We start from the raw sequence: 17,153 nt of genomic DNA, 5'->3' as shown, positions 1-17,153 counted from the left end.
CCTTCGGGTCGTCGTAATCGCCGATGACGGTGGTGTGATATTGGCGAACTTGTCAATCTGCGCGGCCCGAGGAAGCCGACGGTGATGCGCCCGCCCTGCAGCCAGTAGCGGAACATCTCCGCACGGAGACGTGGTCAGCGCCGTCTCGCACAGCTCGCCGTCGCCGATGGAGAGCGGCAGCACGTCGGGGCGCGTGTCGAGCGTGCCCGATTCATAGACGAGAGCGACCTCCGGCGCGTGGTCAGCCGCGCCAGATTGGCCGCGGCGGACGGCATCAGCCGGCCACGCACACATCCTCGTTCTTCAGCGCCCCGCGGCGGCGACCGGTCATCATCTCCGTTGCGGTATAGCCGGATCATGCGCCTGCCCCTTCCTCATGCTGGCTCGACGAACTGGCGCGAAAACGCCCGGCCCGCCCTTCAGGACATGCTCATCGATCCAGGCGGTGAAGGCGTCGCGGTCGCGCGAGATGGCGTCCCAGGCCTTGTAGAAGGCGTTGTCGCGCTTGTAGTAGCCATGGGCATAGGAGGGATGCGCGCCGCCCGGCACGACGGCGATGGCCGACACCGCCCAGCTTGGCAGGACGACCGCATTGGGGCTGCGCGGCCCGAAGCTGTCGACGACCTCCTCCACCGTCACCAGCGAGCGGCTTGCGGAGAGCACCGCCTCCTTCTGCACGCCGACAATGCCCTCGATCAGCACATTGCCCTCTCGGTCGGCCTTCTGGGCGTGGACGACCGCGGCGTCGGGGCGGATCGCGGGAACGGCGGCGAGCTTCTCGCCCGTGAACGGGCAGGTGACGGACCGGATATTCGGATTGACCCTTGCGAGGTCCGCCCCGAGATAGCCTCGGAATACGGCGCAGGGCAGCCCGGCGCGCCCGCCTCATAGGCGTTGGCCATGGCGGCATGGCTGTGCTCCTCCGCCTCCAGCGGCGCGGGCCAGCCCTTCTCGATCGCCTCGCGCATGCGATGCAGCGATCCCACCCCCGGATTGCCGCCCCAGGAGAACACGATCTTGCGCGCACACCCCGCCCCGATCATCTGGTCGTAGACGATGTCGGGCGTCATGCGGATGAGCGTCAGGTCCTTGCGTCCCTGACGGATGGTCTCGTGGCCCGCGGCATGGGGAATGAGGTGGGTGAAGCCTTCCATCGCCACGGTATCCGCCGTCGCGGACGATATCCTCCACGGCGTCGGCGAGGTCGAGGAATTGTGCCATTGCTGCCTGCCGGTCGCTTTATAGGTTCGCAATGCGAACTTTTTTGCTACAATGCGGTCACCGTATTGACCGCCCCTCCCCTTGTCAAGCCGAGGACCTCCGAGCGCCATGACCATGCAGGACAGCAGGACCGACCCGCCGGCGGAGGCCGACCGCCGGGACCATGTGAGCTCGCTCGCCAAGGGGCTCCACGTCATGGAGGTGCTCGCCCGCGCGCCGGAAAGCCTGACGCTCACCGAGGTCGCCGACGCCGCCGGCATGTCGCGCGCGACGGCCCGCCGCTTCCTGCTGACGCTTGTCGATCTGGGCTATGCGGCACGGACGGGCAAGCGCTTCGCGCTCACCGCACGCCTGCTCGCTGTGGCGGGCTCGCGGCTCGGCATGGGGCTTCTGTGGCACCTGGCCGAACCGCATTTGCGAGCCGTGAGCCGAACGCTCAACGAATCCTGCTCGGCGGCCATCCTCGACGGGCCGGATGTGGTCTATGTGGCGCGCGCCGCGGCCAATCGCGTCATGTCGGTCAACCTCACCGTCGGCTCGCGCCTGCCCGCCCATTGCACCTCCATGGGCCGCGCCATACTGGCGTTTCTGGAGCCCGCCGAGCGCGCGGCCGCCCTCTCCGCCCTGAGCCTTGCCCGCCACACGCCGCACACGATAACCGACCGGGCCGCGCTCGCAGCCGAGCTCGACCGGGTCGCCGCGGCGGGCCACGCGGTCGTCGACCAGGAGCTGGAGATCGGCCTGCGCTCCATCGCCGTGCCGGTCCGCCATGCCGACGGGCGCGCCATGGCGGCCCTCAACGTCTCCACCCATGCCGGCCGGGTGAGTGTCGAGGAGATGACGGAGCGTTTCCTGCCGCCGCTGCGCGAGGCCGCCGGCCGCATCGCCGCCCTCGCCCGCTCGCTCGGCGGCTGACGGCGGCCGTTCTGGCGCATTGAGCGGGGCTCCCGCTTCTGCTAGAGCAACCTCGCATCCGTTCGCCCCGGAACCGATAATCCCCTTTGAGGACAGTCCGCCGATGATTCCGCGCTACACACGGCCCGAAATGGCCGAGATCTGGTCGCCCGCCTCCAAGTTCCGCATCTGGTTCGAGATCGAGGCCCATGCGCTCGACGCCATGGCCGCGCTCGGCAAGGTGCCCGAGGAGGCCGCGCGCACGGTCTGGGAGAAGGGCGGCGCGGCGACGTTCGACGTCGACCGGATCGACGAGATCGAGCGCGAGGTGAAGCACGACGTCATCGCCTTCCTGACCCATCTCTCCGAGATCGTCGGGCCGGAGGCGCGGTTCGTCCATCAGGGCATGACCTCCTCGGACGTGCTCGATACCTGCCTCAATGTGCAGCTCGTGCGTGCCGCCGACCTCCTGCTGGCAGATGTCGACGCGGTCCTCGCCGCGCTCGAGAGCCGGGCGCTGGAGCACAAATACACACCCTCCATCGGCCGCAGCCACGGCATTCATGCCGAGCCGACCACCTTCGGCCTCAAACTCGCCGGCCACTACGCCGCCTTCGCGCGCTGCCGCGCCCGGCTGGAAGCGGCCCGCGCGGAGGTCGCGACCTGCGCCATCTCCGGCGCCGTGGGAACCTTCGCCAATATCGACCCGCGCGTGGAGGAGCATGTCGCCAAGGCCATGGGGCTCAAGCCGGAGACGGTGTCGACCCAGGTCATCCCGCGCGACCGCCATGCGATGTATTTCGCAACGCTCGGCGTGGTCGCGAGCTCCATCGAGAACCTCGCCACCGAGATCCGCCATCTCCAGCGCACCGAGGTGCTGGAGGCGGAGGAGTATTTCTCCGCCGGCCAGAAGGGCTCGTCCGCAATGCCGCACAAGCGCAACCCGGTGCTGACGGAGAACCTGACGGGCCTTGCCCGCCTGGTCCGCTCCGCCGTCACCCCGGCGCTGGAGAATGTCGCCCTGTGGCACGAGCGCGACATCTCCCACTCCTCCGTGGAACGCGGCATCGGGCCGGACGCGACCGTCCATCTCGACTTTGCGCTGAGGCGGCTTGCCGGTGTGGTGGAGAAGCTCGTCGTCTATCCGGACGCCATGCAGCGCAATCTCGACCGGCTCGGCGGCCTCGTCCATTCCCAGCGCGTGCTGCTCGCCCTCACCCAGGCCGGCGTCTCGCGCGAGGACGCCTATTCCCTCGTCCAGCGCAACGCCATGCCGGTCTGGCGCGGCGAAGGCCAGTTCCTCGATCTTCTGAAGAAGGATCCGGACGTCTCCGCGAAGCTCACGGATGCGGAGTTGGAGGCGCTGTTCGACCTCGACTACCACACCAGGAATGTCGATACGGTCTTCGCCCGCGTCTTCGACGCGTGAGCGGACGGTTGCGAGCGCCGTCCCCCGACGGCGCGCCCTGCCCTATTCCAGCAGGTTCTCGCGGCCTGTCTTCACGCGCGTCACGCCGCCATAGGAGATGATGTCGGCGGTCGCATAGGTCTCCGACAGCTTGTCCGGCAGGAAGCTGCCGGTGCCGACGACATTGGCTGGCACGCTGGCCGCGCCCATGATCTGGCACTTCTGCCGGTCGAATCCGGAGGAGGCGACGATGGTCGCCTGCGTGTAGCCCGCCGCGTCGAGCGCCCGGCGCACATGGATGATGGAGGCCGCCGACACGCCCTTGCCGAACAGGATCCGCCGCGCCCGGTCGATCAGGATATTGCCGGTATCGAGCTGGAAGACGCTCGCGCCGAGCACCCTCTCCACGATGTTGTACTCGCCGTCCACATCGAGCCATTCGCCGACCACATCGACGGATTTCTCGTAGTCGAGGCCTTCCGCGAAGCGCCCGCCATGGGTGTCGATGCGCACGCCGAACACCTTGCCGGATGCGTCCAGCCCGGCCTCGTCGTAGAACCAGCGCGCGCAGCGCAGCGTATCGGTGACCTCAAGCCCCAGATAGTCGACGAGCGCAATCGCCGTCGGGCTCTCCGGCACCGTCTCCACAAACAGCTTCAGCGCCTCCAGCACGTCGCCGTCCGTATAGCCGATGAGCGCGTGCGGCATGGTGCCCGAGCCGGCCGCGGCACCGTAGAGCGGAGCGGTCAGGTCCTGCGAGGAGCCGACGAAGCCCCTCACCTTCCCGTCATTGTGGAACTTCGCCGTCTCGCTTCCGACGGCGGCGCCATAGGCGGCGAGGAGGTTCATCTCCGCGCCCGTGCCGTGGCGGCCATGCATGTCGAGGAAGGCCGCGTCGGGCATGGCGCGGCACATGTCATAGGCATTGACGGCGCACACGCACGGCACGCCGACCTTCTGGAGGAGCAGCGTCTCGACCTCGGAGAGCTTCGAATAGGGGCCGGAGACCTCCAGGAGCTTCTTCTCCGACGGCACGATCTCGCCCTCGTCGAAGAAGCGCGTGACGCGCGCCTCCGGCACGAGCCGGCGCAACAGCCGCAACGCGGGCTCGAGCGCGGCGATCACGCGCCGGCGCAGGAAGAGCGCGTAGACCACCTCCTGGTCGCCGTGGGTCTCCACGACCCGGCGCGCATGGCTGAAATACTTGTCCGTCTGATAGGGAACCGTGCCGGCGGCGAGCGTCAGATCGACGAGCTGCTCCAGGACGGCGTCCCGGCCGGGGGTGGATGGCGTCGTCTGGTCCATGGGCGTTTTCCGCGATGATCCTGGGCCTTCGGCCGGCCACCACTGTCGTGCCTTGCGGCGCGGAGGTCAAATCGGCCCAGGGGCCTGCGGGAAAGCGCTGCCCGCTCAGCCCCGCCCGAGCCGAGCAAGGGCGTTGGCCGCGCCCTCGGCGAGGAAGCCCCTGTCGGTGCCAACCGCAAGGAAGCTGTAGCCGAGCTCGGCATGAGTGAGCGCGAAATCGGGCGTGCCGCAATAGATGCCGGCGACCAGCCCGTTCTCCGAGGCCTTCGCCGCGATGAGCGAGATGGCCTCGCGCACCTCCGGCGTTCCCATCGCATCCAGCGACGTCCCGCCGGTGAGCGAGATGGTGAGGTCGTTGGGGCCGACGAACAGCCCGTCGATCCCCGGCGTCGCCGCGATCTCGTCGAGATTGTCGAGCGCGGTGCGCGTCTCGATCATGGCGAAGGAGACGGCGAGCCCGTTGGCCGCGGCGAGATAGTCCTCCTGGCCGAGGCCCGCCGAGCCGATGGCGCGATAGGCGCCCCAGCTTCGCTCGCCGACCGGGGGATACTTGGTGGCCGCGGCCAATGCACGCGCATCCTCGCCGGTATTGACCATGGGCGCGATGAGCCCTTCCACCCCGATATCGAGCACCCGGCCCATAAGGCCATGGGCCCCGACCGGCACGCGCACCACTGTGGGTTTGTCGAGCGCCATGACCGTCGCGGCCATGTCGCGGGCTTCCTGATAGCCGATCAGCCCGTGCTGCATGTCGATCACGCAGGCATCCCACGGCTGCTGGGCCAGAAGCTCCGCACCGAGCGTGCCGGGCAGCATGGACCACGACATGAAGAGCGGGCGCCCACCCGCAAGCCGGTCGCGCAAGGTCTGTGCGGACATGGCGTCCCCCTCCCGAAATGTTCCCTAAGGTGAGCCGGCCGGCGCGGGGCGTGCCCCGTCAGGCCTCGCTGCGGACCTGCTCTACGGCGGTCTGCATCAGCTCGTCCATGGTCCGCCGGATCTGGTGGTCGGACTGCTCGACGCCCTTTTCGTCGAAGTCCTTGCGGATCTTGCGGAACACGTCCTCGTCGCCCGGCTCCTCGAAATCGGCGCGCACCACCGACTTCGCGTAGTCCTCCGCCTCCGTGCCGGCAAGGCCGAGCTTGCCCGCCGCCCACAGGCCGAGCAGCTTGTTGCGCCGCGCCGTTGCCTTGAACCGCAGCTCCTCGTCATGCACGAACCGACGCTCGAACCCTTCTTCGCGCTTGTCGAAGGTGCTCATGGGGCCTCGTCTCCTTGAACAGTCCCGATCATCCCTAATCCCGTGTCCGGTAAAGGCGCCGACGGCGTTTCGCGAGCCTCCAGCCCTTCCCGAGGGGTCAAGAGCTAGCCATAGCGGCGGGACAGCGTCAAATCAACAGCGCAGGTGCCCGCACACCCCTCGAAACGCCTCGAAACCCGCATCGTGCGGCGGCCCCGCGCATTGACATTCCGGCCGTGCGGGGCCAGTTACGTTGTGCAATGCGGTCGCGTGGAGTATTTTTGCCGGGTCAGGCATCAGGAAAGCGAATCGACATCATCTTCATGAGCCGATCGTATCGCCAGCGTTACGCTGCCGGGCCGATGCCCGGGGAGCGCGCTGGCGGCATTCCAGTCTCGAGGAAACTGTTATGAACCATCGCCGTCGCCGCATCTATGAGGGCAAGGCCAAGATTCTCTATGAGGGGCCGGAGCCCGGCACGCTGGTCCAGCATTTCAAGGACGACACGACGGCCTTCAACAACGAAAAGCACGAGATCATCGAGGGCAAGGGGGTCATCAACAACCGCATCTCGGAGTTCATCTTCACCAAGCTCAACGAGATCGGTATCCCGACCCACTTCCTGCGTCGCCTCAACATGCGCGAGCAACTCATCCGCGAGGTGGAGATCATCCCCGTGGAGGTCGTGGTGCGCAATGTCGCGGCCGGCTCCATCGCCAAGCGGCTCGGGCTCGAGGAGGGCACGCCGCTGCCGCGCTCGATCGTGGAATTCTACTACAAGTCCGACGAGCTCGGCGATCCGATAGTCTCCGAAGAGCACATCACCGCGTTCAACTGGGCGGCCCCTCAGGAAATCGACGACATGATGGCGCTGTCCTTACGCGTCAACGACTTCATGACCGGCCTGTTTGCGGGCATCGGCATCCGCCTTGTCGACTTCAAGATCGAGTTCGGACGCCATTACGAGGGCGAGATGATGCGCGTCGTCCTGGCTGACGAGATCTCCCCGGATTCCTGCAGGCTGTGGGATATCAAGACCGCCGACAAGCTCGACAAGGACCGATTCCGCCAGTCGCTCGGCGGGCTGATGGAGGCCTATCAGGAGGTCGCGCGCAGGCTCGGCATCCTTGCGGAATCGGATCCCGGCGACCGCTCGCGCCCGGTTCTGGTAAAGAGCGACCGGTAAACAAGAGACAATCCCGTCCGCCGGCCCGGTCCCGGGCACGACGAGGAAGAAACGACAGGCATGATGAAAGCGAAGATCAAGGTCACACTGAAGCGCGGCGTTCTGGACCCCCAGGGCAAGGCTATCGAACATGCACTCTCCACGCTCGGCTTCGGCGGCGTCGACGAGGTGCGCCAGGGCAAGTATATCGAGGTCGAGCTCGAGGAGACCGACGAGGCCCGCGCCCGCGCCGAGGTCGAGGCCATGTGCGAGACGCTGCTCGCCAACACCGTGATCGAGAATTACGAGATCGAGCTCGCGCGCTAGATCTGCCGCGCCGCCGGCCCGGCGCATTGCGCCAGCACGTCACTCTCCTGCAACCGGGCGGACCCCCTACTGCCATGAAATCAGCCGTCATCGTCTTTCCGGGCTCCAATCGCGAACGCGACATGGTGACCGCGCTCCATTCGGTCTTCGGCTCCGCGCCGGAGCTTGTCTGGCATGGCGACAGCACGCTGCCGGATGTCGACCTCGTCGTTCTGCCGGGCGGCTTCTCCTATGGCGACTATCTCAGATGCGGCGCTATCGCGGCACGCTCGCCCGTCATCGCCGACGTGGTGCGCAAGGCGAAGGCCGGCACGCGCGTCCTCGGCGTGTGCAACGGCTTCCAGATCCTCACCGAGATCGGTCTCCTGCCCGGTGCGCTCATGCGCAACGCCTCGCTGCGCTTTGTCTGCCAGCTCGTCAATCTGAGGATCGACAATAACGAGAGCGCCTTCACGCGCGGCTATCGCCTTCACGACGTGGTCCGCTGCCCGGTCGCCCATGGCGACGGCAACTATTTCGCCGACGAGGCAACCCTCGACCGGCTGGAGGGCGAGGGCCGGGTCGCGCTGCGCTATTGCGACGAACGCGGCGAGCTCACGGCAGACGCCAACCCCAACGGTTCCCAGCGCAACATCGCCGGCATCCTGAACGAGAACGGCAACGTCCTGGGGCTGATGCCGCATCCGGAGAACTTCATCGAACCGCTCCATGGCGGTACCGATTGCCGGCGCTTCTTCGAGGGCATGGCGGAGACGCTCGAGGCGGTGTGATTCTGCGTGTGCCGGCGAGCCGGTCGGGGTCGCGACGGGTCACCCGGAACATGGCGATCTCCAGACCGAGGCACCTATCGTGCCATAGGCACCCGTCATGACGGGGTGCCCCGAGCCTCCCATTCCGGCCGCGTCATCGCGAACCACTGGGCATTGTCATCGCCATAGGCGCGCTTCACGCCCAAGGCGCGCATGCCGCATTTCGTGAGGACGTGCTGGGATTTCCTGTTGTCGGGGTCAGTGGTCGCCACGACTTCCGACAACGATGTCTCCTCAAACGCGAACTGCAGGAGCCGCGCACAGATTTCCGTGGCAAAGCCCTGCCCCCAGGCGGACGGGACGAGCAGATATCCGACCTCGATCTGATCGGCGGGATAGGCATCGGGAACCACCTGGCTCCAGTCGGTGTCGCGGCCGTCAATCGGCACCGGCGTCAGCACGCCATCCCCGATCTTCTCGCCGGTATCCTTGCGGAACGCGCACCATATGCCGATGCGGCCTCCCGCACCGCGTCGTGTCGCCTCGGCCATATGGTCCCTCACCGCCTCAGGCGTCATGACGTCGGTGACATAACGCATGACCCGCGGATCACACAGGAGCGCGCGTGCGATATCCTCATCCGCCATCGTCATCGGCGCGAGACGCAACCGTTCGGTTTCAAGCACGAGCGCGTCGGACGACAAGTGCGTAATCATCCTGGCTTCCTTCTAGAAACAAACGGCCGCCTACATCGAGCCGTCCCAGATCCCCGACAGGCAGAGCCCCTACCCCCGCTCATGATTGCGCACGAGCGACGCGATCACACCGCGCAGCGTGCGGACCTCCTGCTCGGTGAGGTTTGCGCGCGAGAGCATGTTGCGCAGGTTGCGCACCATGGCCGGGCGCTTCTCCGGCGGGCGCAGGAAATTGGCCTCGTCGAGCTCGCGTTCGAGATGCTCGAACAGCCCGATCAGCTCCTCCTTGGTCGCCGCGCGCGTATGCGCCGTATAGAGCCCTTCCCGGCCCGCCGCCTCCACCGGCGTCTCGCGGCCGAGCGCGCCGTCGGTGTGAAGCTTGAACCATTCATAGCCGACGAGCAGCACCGCCTGGGCAAGATTGAGCGAAGCGAAGGCAGTGTTGACCGGCGCCATGATGATGCCGTCGGCGAGCGCCACCTCGTCATTGCCGAGCCCCGTACGCTCCCGGCCGAACAGGATGCCGGCCCTGACGTCCGGATCGGCGAGCCGCGCCGTCATCTCGCGAGCGGCCGTCTCCGGCGAATAGACGGGCTTGATCATGTCGCGCCGGCGCGCCGTCGTGGCGAGCACGATGTTGAGATCGGCCACGGCCTCCTCCACCGTATCGAAGACACGCGCGGCCTCCACGATGAAATCGGCACCGGAGGCGGCCTTGACCGCGCGCTCGTTCGGCCAGCCGTCGCGCGGCGCGACGAGGCGCAGCTCGCCCAGCGAGAAGTTGGCCATGGCGCGCGCGGCCGTGCCGACATTCTCGCCGAGCTGCGGCTCCACCAGAATCACCGCCGGCGCGCCTGTCTGCGGCCGCTCCGCCCCTGCCTGTCCGTTCTGCGCCATGCTCTCCCTGTCCCTGCAAGACCTGTTCGCGGGAGCCCTTTTAAAGCGATTTTCACGCCGGTGGGAAGCCATGGCGGCAACCGGGCGGTTTCCTTGTAACGCGCACGACACAATCGGCGGTCATCAACGGCGGCTGTCCATGCGATCGCTACCCAAGGAGGACTGCCATGATCGCCCGTCTCACGAAGCTTGCCGCGGCCGCGGCCATCGGGCTCGCCATGCTGGGCGCCAGCCCGGCCGGCGCCGCGGAGAAGGTCGTCATCGCCCATCGCGGCGCGTCCGGCTACCTGCCCGAACACACGCTGGCGGCCAAGGCCATGGCCCATGCCATGGGCGCCGACTATATCGAACAGGATGTCGTGCTCACCAAGGACGGCGTGCCCGTCGTGCTGCACGATCATTATCTCGACACGGTGACCAATGTCGCCGAGGTCTATCCCGACCGCGCCCGCGAGGACGGCCGCTTCTACGCCATCGATTTCACGCTCGACGAGATCAAGGGCCTGAAGGCCACCGAGCGCTTCGACCGCGAGACCGGCAAGGCCGTCTATCCGGGCCGCTTCCCGCTCGACGCGTCGTCCTTCGCGGTGCCGACACTGGAGGAGGAGCTCCAGCTCATCCAGGGCCTCAACAAGGCGACGGGGCGCACCGTCGGCATCTATACCGAGATCAAGGCGCCGGCCTTCCACCGCGCCGAGGGTCAGGACATCTCGAAGATCGTCGTCGATACGCTCGCCAAATACGGCTACACGGCCAAGAGCGACAGGGCCTATATCCAGTGCTTCGACTGGAACGAGACGCAGCGTATCCGCGGCGAGCTCGGCTATGAGGGCCGGCTCGTCCAGCTCATCGCGGAGAACGACTGGAACGAGGCGCCCGACAACGATTACGACTGGATGAAGACGCCGGAGGCCATAGCGGAAATCGCCAAGGTTGCCGACGGCGTCGGCCCGTGGATCCCGCAGATCGTGACAGGCCGCGACGAGACCGGCCGCCCCGTCCTCACCGGCCTCGTGAAGGCCGCGCACGAAAATGGGATGGAGGTCCACCCCTACACGCTGCGTGCCGACGACCTGCCCGACTGGTCGGCGAGCCTGGAAGAGGAACTGGCCGTCGTCCTGTTCGACGCCGGCGCCGACGGCATCTTCACCGACTTCCCGGACCGCGCCGTCATGTTCCTCGTGCGCGACCGTGCCCGGCGGATGACGGCCGCCAACTGACGCAAAGACCTTCGGGCGGGTGCGCATTTGACGCCTCCTGCGCGCCCGCCCGTACTTGGCGCGCCCGCGCTCCTCGGCTATTGTCCGCGCCGACAACACCCTCCCAAGAGCCACCAGTCGAGGAGTTTCATGAGCAAGATCAAGGTCGACAATCCTGTCGTCGAGCTCGATGGCGACGAGATGACCCGCATCATCTGGGCGTTCATCAAGGAAAAGCTGATCCTTCCCTATCTCGATATCGATCTGAAATACTACGATCTCGGGGTCGAGAAGCGCGACGAGACGGACGACAAGATCACCGTCGAGGCGGCCGAGGCCATCAAGAAATACGGCGTCGGCATCAAATGCGCGACCATCACGCCCGACGAGGCGCGCGTGGAGGAATTCGGCCTGAAGAAGATGTGGCGCTCGCCCAATGGCACGATCCGCAACATCCTCGGCGGCGTGATCTTCCGCGAGCCGATCGTGTGCAAGAACATTCCCCGCCTCGTGCCCGGCTGGACGCAGCCTATCGTGGTCGGCCGCCACGCCTTCGGCGACCAGTACCGCGCCACCGACTTCAAGGTCCCCGGCAAGGGCAAGCTCACCGTCAAGTTCGTCGGCGAGGACGGCACCGAGATCGAGCACGAGGTCTACGACTTCCCCGGTCCGGGCGTCGCCATGTCCATGTACAATCTCGACGAGTCGATCCGCGACTTCGCCCGCGCCTCGATGAATTACGGCCTGATGCGCGGCTGGCCCGTCTATCTCTCCACCAAGAACACGATTCTGAAGGCCTATGACGGCCGCTTCAAGGATCTGTTCCAGGAGGTCTACGACGCGGAGTTCAAGGACAAGTTCGAGAAGGCCGGCATCACCTACGAGCATCGCCTGATCGACGACATGGTCGCCTGCGCCATGAAGTGGAACGGTGGCTATGTGTGGGCCTGCAAGAACTATGACGGCGACGTGCAGTCCGACACGGTGGCACAGGGCTTCGGCTCGCTCGGCCTCATGACGTCGGTACTCATGTCGCCCGACGGCAAGACGGTCGAGGCGGAGGCCGCCCACGGCACCGTGACGCGCCACTACCGGCTGCACCAGGAAGGCAAGGAGACCTCCACCAACTCCATCGCCTCGATCTTCGCCTGGACGCGCGGCCTTGCCCATCGCGCCAAGCTCGACGGCAACGAGGCGCTCAAGGCCTTCGCCCAGACGCTGGAGACCGTCGTTGTCGACACGGTGGAGGCCGGAGACATGACCAAGGATCTCGCGATCCTCGTCGGCCCGGACCAGCCCTGGCTGTCGACCACCGGATTCCTCGACAAGGTGGCCGAGAATTTCGAGAAGGCCATGGCGAAGGCCTGAGATCGGCCACGAGGCACTGTACGATCCGGCGGGGCGATGGCAACATCGCCCCGTTTTCATGTGAGGATGGAGGAGCCCCATGCCGGACGACCGCACTCCCATGCATACCGGCGGCTGCCAGTGCGGCGCCGTGCGCTACGCCCTCTATGCGGAGCCGAAGGGCGTGCATATCTGCCATTGCCGGATGTGCCAGAAGGCCTTCGGCTCGTTCTTCGCGCCGCTCGCCCCCGTCCGCAACCGGGACTTCGCCTGGACGAAGGGCGAGCCCGGCCTCTACAGGAGCTCCGAAATCGTCGAGCGCGGCTTCTGCCCGGCCTGCGGCACGCCGCTAAGCTTCCGCTACACGGACGGCGACTGGATGGACGTGTCCATCGGCAGCCTCGACGAGCCTGCGCGCGTTCGCCCGAAAGAGCAGTTCGGGATCGAATCGCGCATGCCGTGGTTCGACGAGCTCCACACCTTGCCGGGCACGCGGACCGAGAACGACATCGCGCCCGAGCGTCTCGCCAGGCTGAAAAGCCTGCAGCATCCCGACCGGGACGAGTAGGTCCGCTCGACAGTCAGGACGGCCCCGGTTTCGACATCACCAGATCGCCGCGTTTCTCCGTGGCGCGCTTCTTTGCGGCGGTGCGGATTGCGACGGCGAAATCGTGGTGGCGGGCGAGCAGGAGACGGAAATCGTGGGCGCGCAGCATCAGGAGCTCGCACTGCTCAAGCGCCTTCACGCCCACGCTGTGGCGGCTGTGGCGCAGAAGCGCCATCTCGCCGAAGAAGTCGCCCGCCGACAGGGTGACAGGCCCCTCGGGCAGCTCGACCTCGACCTTGCCTTCCATGATGAAATACATCGCATCCGCGGTTTCGCCCTCGCTGATGATCGGCTCGCCGGGCCGCACGCGGCGCGAATTGAGGCTGCGCATCACCTCCGCCAGCATATGCGCATCGAGATTGGCGAAGAGCGGTACGCTCGCCACCATGGTGTAGGTGACGACGAAATCGCGCCGCCGGATCTCCTGCTGGAAACCGGAGGCGAGAATGCCGATGGGCAACGCGAACAGGCCGAATCCGCAGATCATGACGATGGCGCCGATGAGGCGTCCGCCGGGCGTGCTCGGCACCACGTCGCCATAGCCGACGGTCGAGAGCGTCACCACGCCCCACCACATGGCCGCCGGCACGGAGCCGAACTTGTCCGGCTGCACATGGCCCTCCGCCAGGTACATCGCGACCGAGGCCAGGATGAGCACGGAGCACAGGACCACGATGCAGGCCGCGAGCGCACGGCCTTCCGCCCGGATGACGCGGCCGATGGTGCCGAGCGCCGGCGAATAGCGCACGAGCCGGAAGAAGCGCACCAGCCGCAACACGCGAATCGCGGCCAGATTCACGGGGAAGAACAGCGCGACGAAGAAGGGCAGGATCGCCACGAGATCGAGGATCATGAGCGGCGTCGCCGCGAAGGTCAGCCGTCCGCGCAGCGCAGGCAGGCGCCCATAGACCGGATGCTCGCTCACCGTCCACAGGCGAAGGCCGTATTCGACGATGAAGATGGCGACGCAGACCGCGTCGAACCGGTCAATGAGCGTGCCGTACCGTTCCGCAATCTCGGGCACGGTCTGCACGATGGTCGCGGCGACATTGGCAATGATGAGCGTCGCGATGAAGACGTCGAAGAACCGGCCCGCGCGATCGTGGCGCCAGCCATTCTCCACGATCTCGAAGAGCCTGCGCCTGAGGTGCCGTCCCGACGATGCCGGTGTACCGCGCCTTGCGTCCATGAGCCTCTCTCTGGAACAGCGCCACCCCGTCACGGGATGGCGACTGCCCGCTGTCCTGCACCGGACCGCCCGATCCGGCGCCGGTCCCGGCGACAGTCGGATCAGGCCGTTTCCGGGGCGAGCGCGCTGACCTTGTCGGCAATGGCCTTGAGCGCGTCCTGCGCGCGCGCGCCGTCCGGTCCACCCGCCTGCGCCATATCCGGCCGCCCGCCGCCGCCCTTGCCGCCGACGGCTTCGGCGCCTGCGCGCACGAGTTCAACGGCATTGTAGGTCGGGGCGAGGTCCTTCGTCACGCCGACGGCGAGCGCCGCCTTGCCTTCCGCGCTGACGCCGATCAGCGCCACGATGCCGGAGCCGACCGTCTTCTTGCCGTCGTCGACGAGGCCGCGCAGATCCTTCGGCTCGATGCCGTTCAACACCCGCGCCATCACCTTCACGCCCGCGATCTCGGCAATGCCGGCATCGCCGCCGGCCTCTCCGCCGCCGCCAAGGGCGAGCTTCTTGCGGGCATCGGCGAGCTCGCGCTCCAGCGTCCGGCGCTCCTCGACGAGTGCCTTCACGCGGTCCACCAGATCGACCGGGCGGACCTTGAGGATCGCGGCCGCCTCCTGGACGCGCTCGTCCTGCTGTTCCAGATAGGCGCGCGCGGCATCGCCGGCGAGCGCCTCGATCCGGCGCACACCGGCCGCGGAGGCCCCCTCCGCAACGATCTTGACCAGCCCGATATCGCCGGTGCGCGCCACATGGGTGCCGCCGCACAGTTCCAGAGAATAGACCGGACGGTTGCCGCCCTCGCCGGGCTTGTGGCCCATGGCGACCACGCGGACCTCGTCGCCGTATTTCTCGCCGAACAGGGCGCGCGCGCCCTCCGCAATGGCCTCGTCCACACTCATGAGGCGGGTCGTGACCTCATCGTTCTGTGCAACGACACGGTTGGCGATCTCCTCCACCTTCTCGATGTCGCCGGCCGACATGGCGCCGGGATGGGCGAAATCGAAGCGCAGCCGGCCGGGCTCCACCAGAGAGCCCTTCTGGGCGACATGCTCGCCCAGCACCTCGCGCAGCGCCTCGTGGACGAGGTGGGTCGCGGAATGGTGGATGCGCGCACCGGAGCGGCGCAGATGATCGACCTCCAGCTCGATCACGTCGCCGCGTTCGAGCGTGCCGGCCTCCATGCGGCCGAGATGGACGATCAGCCCGTCGGCCCGCCTCTGCGTGTCGGTGACGCGGAACAGCGCGCCCTCGGCGGTGCGGATGGCACCGCGGTCGCCGACCTGGCCGCCCGATTCCGCATAGAACGGCGTCTGGTTCGCGACAACCGCGCCCTCCGCCCCCTCTGCGAGGGTCTCCACGGCCGCGCCGTCCTGCACGAGGGCCGCGACGATGCCTTCCGCGGTCTCCGTCTCGTAGCCGAGGAACTCGCTCGCGCCGAGCTCATCCTTCAGCGTGAACCAGACCGTCTCGGTCGCCGCCTCGCCGGACCCGGCCCACGCCTTGCGGGCCTCGGCGCGCTGGCGCTCCATCGCCTTGTCGAAGCCGTCCGTGTCGACGCCGATGCCGCGCGGGCGCAGCGCGTCCTCCGTCAGGTCGAGCGGGAAGCCGTAGGTGTCGTAGAGCTTGAAGGCCGTCTCGCCCGGCAGGCGGTCGCCCTCGCCGAGATCCGCGGCTTCCTCCTCGAGGATCTTCAGGCCGCGGTCGAGCGTGTCGCGGAAGCGCCGCTCCTCCAGCTTCAGCGTCTCGGTGACGAGTGCCTCCGCCCGGACAAGCTCGCCATAGGCCTGGCCCATCTCGCGCACGAGCGTGGGCACGAGCCGCCACATGAGCGGCTCCTCCACACCGAGGAGATGGGCGTGGCGCATGGCGCGGCGCATGATCCGCCTGAGCACGTAGCCGCGCCCCTCATTGGAGGGCAGGACGCCGTCGGCGATGAGAAAGCTCGACGCGCGCAGATGGTCCGCGATGACACGGTGGCTCGGCGCCTGCGCGCCTTCGGCGGCCACGCCGGTAATATCCTCGCACGCCCCGATGAGCGCGGTGAACAGGTCGATCTCGTAATTGTCGTGCGTGCCCTGGAGCACCGCCGCGATCCGCTCGATGCCCATGCCGGTGTCGATGGACGGGCGCGGCAGGTCGACACGCTCGTCCGGCGTGACCTGCTCGTACTGCATGAAGACGAGGTTCCAGATCTCCACGAACCGGTCGCCGTCCTCGTCGGGGCTGCCGGGGGGCCGCCCGGAATATGGGGGCCGTGATCGTAGAAGATCTCCGAGCAGGGCCCGCAGGGGCCGGTATCGCCCATCGCCCAGAAATTGTCCGAGGTGGGGATGCGGATGATGCGCTCTTCCGGCAGGCCGGAGATCTTCCGCCAGAGCGAGAAGGCCTCCTCGTCCTGCGCATAGACGGTCGCCGTCAGCCGGTCGGCGGGCAGGCCGAACTCCTTCGTCACCAGTGTCCAGGCCAGCTCGATCGCGACATCCTTGAAATAGTCGCCGAAGGAGAAGTTGCCGAGCATCTCGAAGAAGGTGTGATGGCGCGCGGTGTAGCCGACATTGTCGAGATCGTTGTGCTTGCCGCCCGCGCGCACGCATTTCTGCGCCGTGGTCGCACGGTTGTAGGGGCGTTTCTCCGCGCCGGTGAACACGTTCTTGAACGGCACCATGCCGGCATTGGTGAAGAGCAGGGTCGGATCGTTGCGCGGAACGAGCGGTCCCGACGGCACGACCTCGTGGCCGTGCTTGCGGAAATACTCCAGGAAATGGGTGCGGATCTCGTTGACCCCAGTCATGTGAGTGCTCATCTCCTCGCGGCCACACGCCCGGCACGCGCCCTGTCGCGCGCGCCCGGCCGGCTGCCATTGCCTGAAACCGTCATCGCCCTCCCCCGGCGCCCGCGCCCTTGCGGTCCCTGAAG

14 protein-coding genes and 2 pseudogenes are annotated in these 17,153 nt (G+C 67.3%); 8 read left to right on the top strand and 8 right to left on the bottom strand.

The window, feature by feature from the left end; translation table 11 throughout:
* Window positions 1-330: 330 nt before the first annotated feature.
* Window positions 331-1,221: pseudogene (locus HW532_RS21935) on the bottom strand (CoA transferase subunit A).
* Between the two features lie 108 nt (window positions 1,222-1,329).
* On the opposite strand from HW532_RS21935, the gene HW532_RS21930 reads away from it, so the two are divergent.
* A complete protein-coding gene (locus tag HW532_RS21930; protein WP_246479351.1) occupies window positions 1,330-2,136 on the top strand; it encodes an IclR family transcriptional regulator domain-containing protein in 807 nt (268 codons plus the stop codon).
* A 103-nt stretch (window positions 2,137-2,239) separates the two neighbouring features.
* Entirely contained in the window at window positions 2,240-3,544 is a 1,305-nt protein-coding gene (gene purB, locus HW532_RS21925) for an adenylosuccinate lyase (RefSeq protein ID WP_213162483.1), read from the top strand.
* Window positions 3,545-3,586: 42 nt separating this feature from the next.
* Here purB and HW532_RS21920 read toward each other — a convergent pair whose 3' ends face one another.
* The 3 genes from HW532_RS21920 to HW532_RS21910 all read right to left on the bottom strand — a co-directional run bounded on the left by HW532_RS21920 (window position 3,587) and on the right by HW532_RS21910 (window position 6,089).
* A complete protein-coding gene (locus HW532_RS21920; protein ID WP_213162482.1) occupies window positions 3,587-4,828 on the bottom strand; it encodes a beta/alpha barrel domain-containing protein in 1,242 nt (413 codons plus the stop codon).
* 105 nt (window positions 4,829-4,933) lie between these two features.
* Entirely contained in the window at window positions 4,934-5,707 is a 774-nt protein-coding gene (locus HW532_RS21915; protein ID WP_213162481.1) for an HpcH/HpaI aldolase family protein, read from the bottom strand.
* 58 nt (window positions 5,708-5,765) lie between these two features.
* On the bottom strand, window positions 5,766-6,089 hold the full coding sequence (locus tag HW532_RS21910) for a DUF1476 domain-containing protein (RefSeq protein WP_213162480.1): 324 nt from the start codon (window positions 6,087-6,089) through the stop codon (window positions 5,766-5,768).
* Between the two features lie 388 nt (window positions 6,090-6,477).
* On the opposite strand from HW532_RS21910, the gene purC reads away from it, so the two are divergent.
* The 3 genes from purC to purQ all read left to right on the top strand — a co-directional run bounded on the left by purC (window position 6,478) and on the right by purQ (window position 8,330).
* A complete protein-coding gene (purC, locus tag HW532_RS21905; RefSeq protein WP_213162479.1) occupies window positions 6,478-7,254 on the top strand; it encodes a phosphoribosylaminoimidazolesuccinocarboxamide synthase in 777 nt (258 codons plus the stop codon).
* Window positions 7,255-7,314: 60 nt separating this feature from the next.
* Window positions 7,315-7,560 (top strand): phosphoribosylformylglycinamidine synthase subunit PurS, encoded by a 246-nt coding sequence (purS, locus tag HW532_RS21900; protein ID WP_246479350.1) that lies wholly within the window; start codon window positions 7,315-7,317, stop codon window positions 7,558-7,560.
* Between the two features lie 74 nt (window positions 7,561-7,634).
* On the top strand, window positions 7,635-8,330 hold the full coding sequence (gene purQ, locus HW532_RS21895; protein ID WP_213162478.1) for a phosphoribosylformylglycinamidine synthase subunit PurQ: 696 nt from the start codon (window positions 7,635-7,637) through the stop codon (window positions 8,328-8,330).
* A 95-nt stretch (window positions 8,331-8,425) separates the two neighbouring features.
* On the opposite strand, the gene HW532_RS21890 is transcribed toward purQ, so the two are convergent.
* Together HW532_RS21890 and HW532_RS21885 are read right to left on the bottom strand one after the other, a co-directional pair.
* Window positions 8,426-9,025 (bottom strand): GNAT family N-acetyltransferase, encoded by a 600-nt coding sequence (locus HW532_RS21890; RefSeq protein WP_213162477.1) that lies wholly within the window; start codon window positions 9,023-9,025, stop codon window positions 8,426-8,428.
* A 69-nt stretch (window positions 9,026-9,094) separates the two neighbouring features.
* Window positions 9,095-9,901: an RNA methyltransferase gene (locus HW532_RS21885; RefSeq protein ID WP_213162476.1), complete on the bottom strand. Its 807-nt coding sequence runs from the start codon at window positions 9,899-9,901 to the stop codon at window positions 9,095-9,097.
* Window positions 9,902-10,068: 167 nt separating this feature from the next.
* On the opposite strand from HW532_RS21885, the gene glpQ reads away from it, so the two are divergent.
* The 3 genes from glpQ to HW532_RS21870 all read left to right on the top strand — a co-directional run bounded on the left by glpQ (window position 10,069) and on the right by HW532_RS21870 (window position 13,015).
* Window positions 10,069-11,121 (top strand): glycerophosphodiester phosphodiesterase, encoded by a 1,053-nt coding sequence (glpQ, locus tag HW532_RS21880; RefSeq protein WP_213162475.1) that lies wholly within the window; start codon window positions 10,069-10,071, stop codon window positions 11,119-11,121.
* Window positions 11,122-11,250: 129 nt separating this feature from the next.
* Window positions 11,251-12,468 carry an NADP-dependent isocitrate dehydrogenase gene (locus tag HW532_RS21875; RefSeq protein ID WP_213162474.1) on the top strand — a complete coding sequence of 406 codons (1,218 nt, stop codon included), beginning with the start codon at window positions 11,251-11,253 and terminating at the stop codon, window positions 12,466-12,468.
* Window positions 12,469-12,547: 79 nt separating this feature from the next.
* A complete protein-coding gene (locus HW532_RS21870; protein WP_213162473.1) occupies window positions 12,548-13,015 on the top strand; it encodes a GFA family protein in 468 nt (155 codons plus the stop codon).
* A gap of 13 nt (window positions 13,016-13,028) precedes the next feature.
* On the opposite strand, the gene HW532_RS21865 is transcribed toward HW532_RS21870, so the two are convergent.
* Together HW532_RS21865 and alaS are read right to left on the bottom strand one after the other, a co-directional pair.
* The gene (locus HW532_RS21865) at window positions 13,029-14,243 is read right to left on the bottom strand and encodes a cyclic nucleotide-gated ion channel (RefSeq protein WP_213162472.1); all 1,215 of its coding nucleotides are present in this window, start codon (window positions 14,241-14,243) and stop codon (window positions 13,029-13,031) included.
* A 101-nt stretch (window positions 14,244-14,344) separates the two neighbouring features.
* A pseudogene (gene alaS / locus HW532_RS21860) lies at window positions 14,345-17,028 on the bottom strand (alanine--tRNA ligase).
* Window positions 17,029-17,153: the final 125 nt, after the last annotated feature.

The organism is Kaustia mangrovi, from assembly GCF_015482775.1.
Lineage (GTDB): Bacteria > Pseudomonadota > Alphaproteobacteria > Rhizobiales > Im1 > Kaustia > Kaustia mangrovi.
The sequence above is the reverse complement of the archived record's forward strand: the minus strand, read 5'-3'. Positions and strand labels throughout refer to the sequence as shown.

Coding starts and splice junctions, on each gene's coding strand:
- HW532_RS21930 (WP_246479351.1), top strand. CDS start 1,330: ATGACCATGCAGGACAGCAGGACCGACCCGCCGGCGGAGGCCGACCGC.
- purB (WP_213162483.1), top strand. CDS start 2,240: ATGATTCCGCGCTACACACGGCCCGAAATGGCCGAGATCTGGTCGCCC.
- HW532_RS21920 (WP_213162482.1), bottom strand. CDS start 4,828: ATGGACCAGACGACGCCATCCACCCCCGGCCGGGACGCCGTCCTGGAG.
- HW532_RS21915 (WP_213162481.1), bottom strand. CDS start 5,707: ATGTCCGCACAGACCTTGCGCGACCGGCTTGCGGGTGGGCGCCCGCTC.
- HW532_RS21910 (WP_213162480.1), bottom strand. CDS start 6,089: ATGAGCACCTTCGACAAGCGCGAAGAAGGGTTCGAGCGTCGGTTCGTG.
- purC (WP_213162479.1), top strand. CDS start 6,478: ATGAACCATCGCCGTCGCCGCATCTATGAGGGCAAGGCCAAGATTCTC.
- purS (WP_246479350.1), top strand. CDS start 7,315: ATGATGAAAGCGAAGATCAAGGTCACACTGAAGCGCGGCGTTCTGGAC.
- purQ (WP_213162478.1), top strand. CDS start 7,635: ATGAAATCAGCCGTCATCGTCTTTCCGGGCTCCAATCGCGAACGCGAC.
- HW532_RS21890 (WP_213162477.1), bottom strand. CDS start 9,025: ATGATTACGCACTTGTCGTCCGACGCGCTCGTGCTTGAAACCGAACGG.
- HW532_RS21885 (WP_213162476.1), bottom strand. CDS start 9,901: ATGGCGCAGAACGGACAGGCAGGGGCGGAGCGGCCGCAGACAGGCGCG.
- glpQ (WP_213162475.1), top strand. CDS start 10,069: ATGATCGCCCGTCTCACGAAGCTTGCCGCGGCCGCGGCCATCGGGCTC.
- HW532_RS21875 (WP_213162474.1), top strand. CDS start 11,251: ATGAGCAAGATCAAGGTCGACAATCCTGTCGTCGAGCTCGATGGCGAC.
- HW532_RS21870 (WP_213162473.1), top strand. CDS start 12,548: ATGCCGGACGACCGCACTCCCATGCATACCGGCGGCTGCCAGTGCGGC.
- HW532_RS21865 (WP_213162472.1), bottom strand. CDS start 14,243: ATGGACGCAAGGCGCGGTACACCGGCATCGTCGGGACGGCACCTCAGG.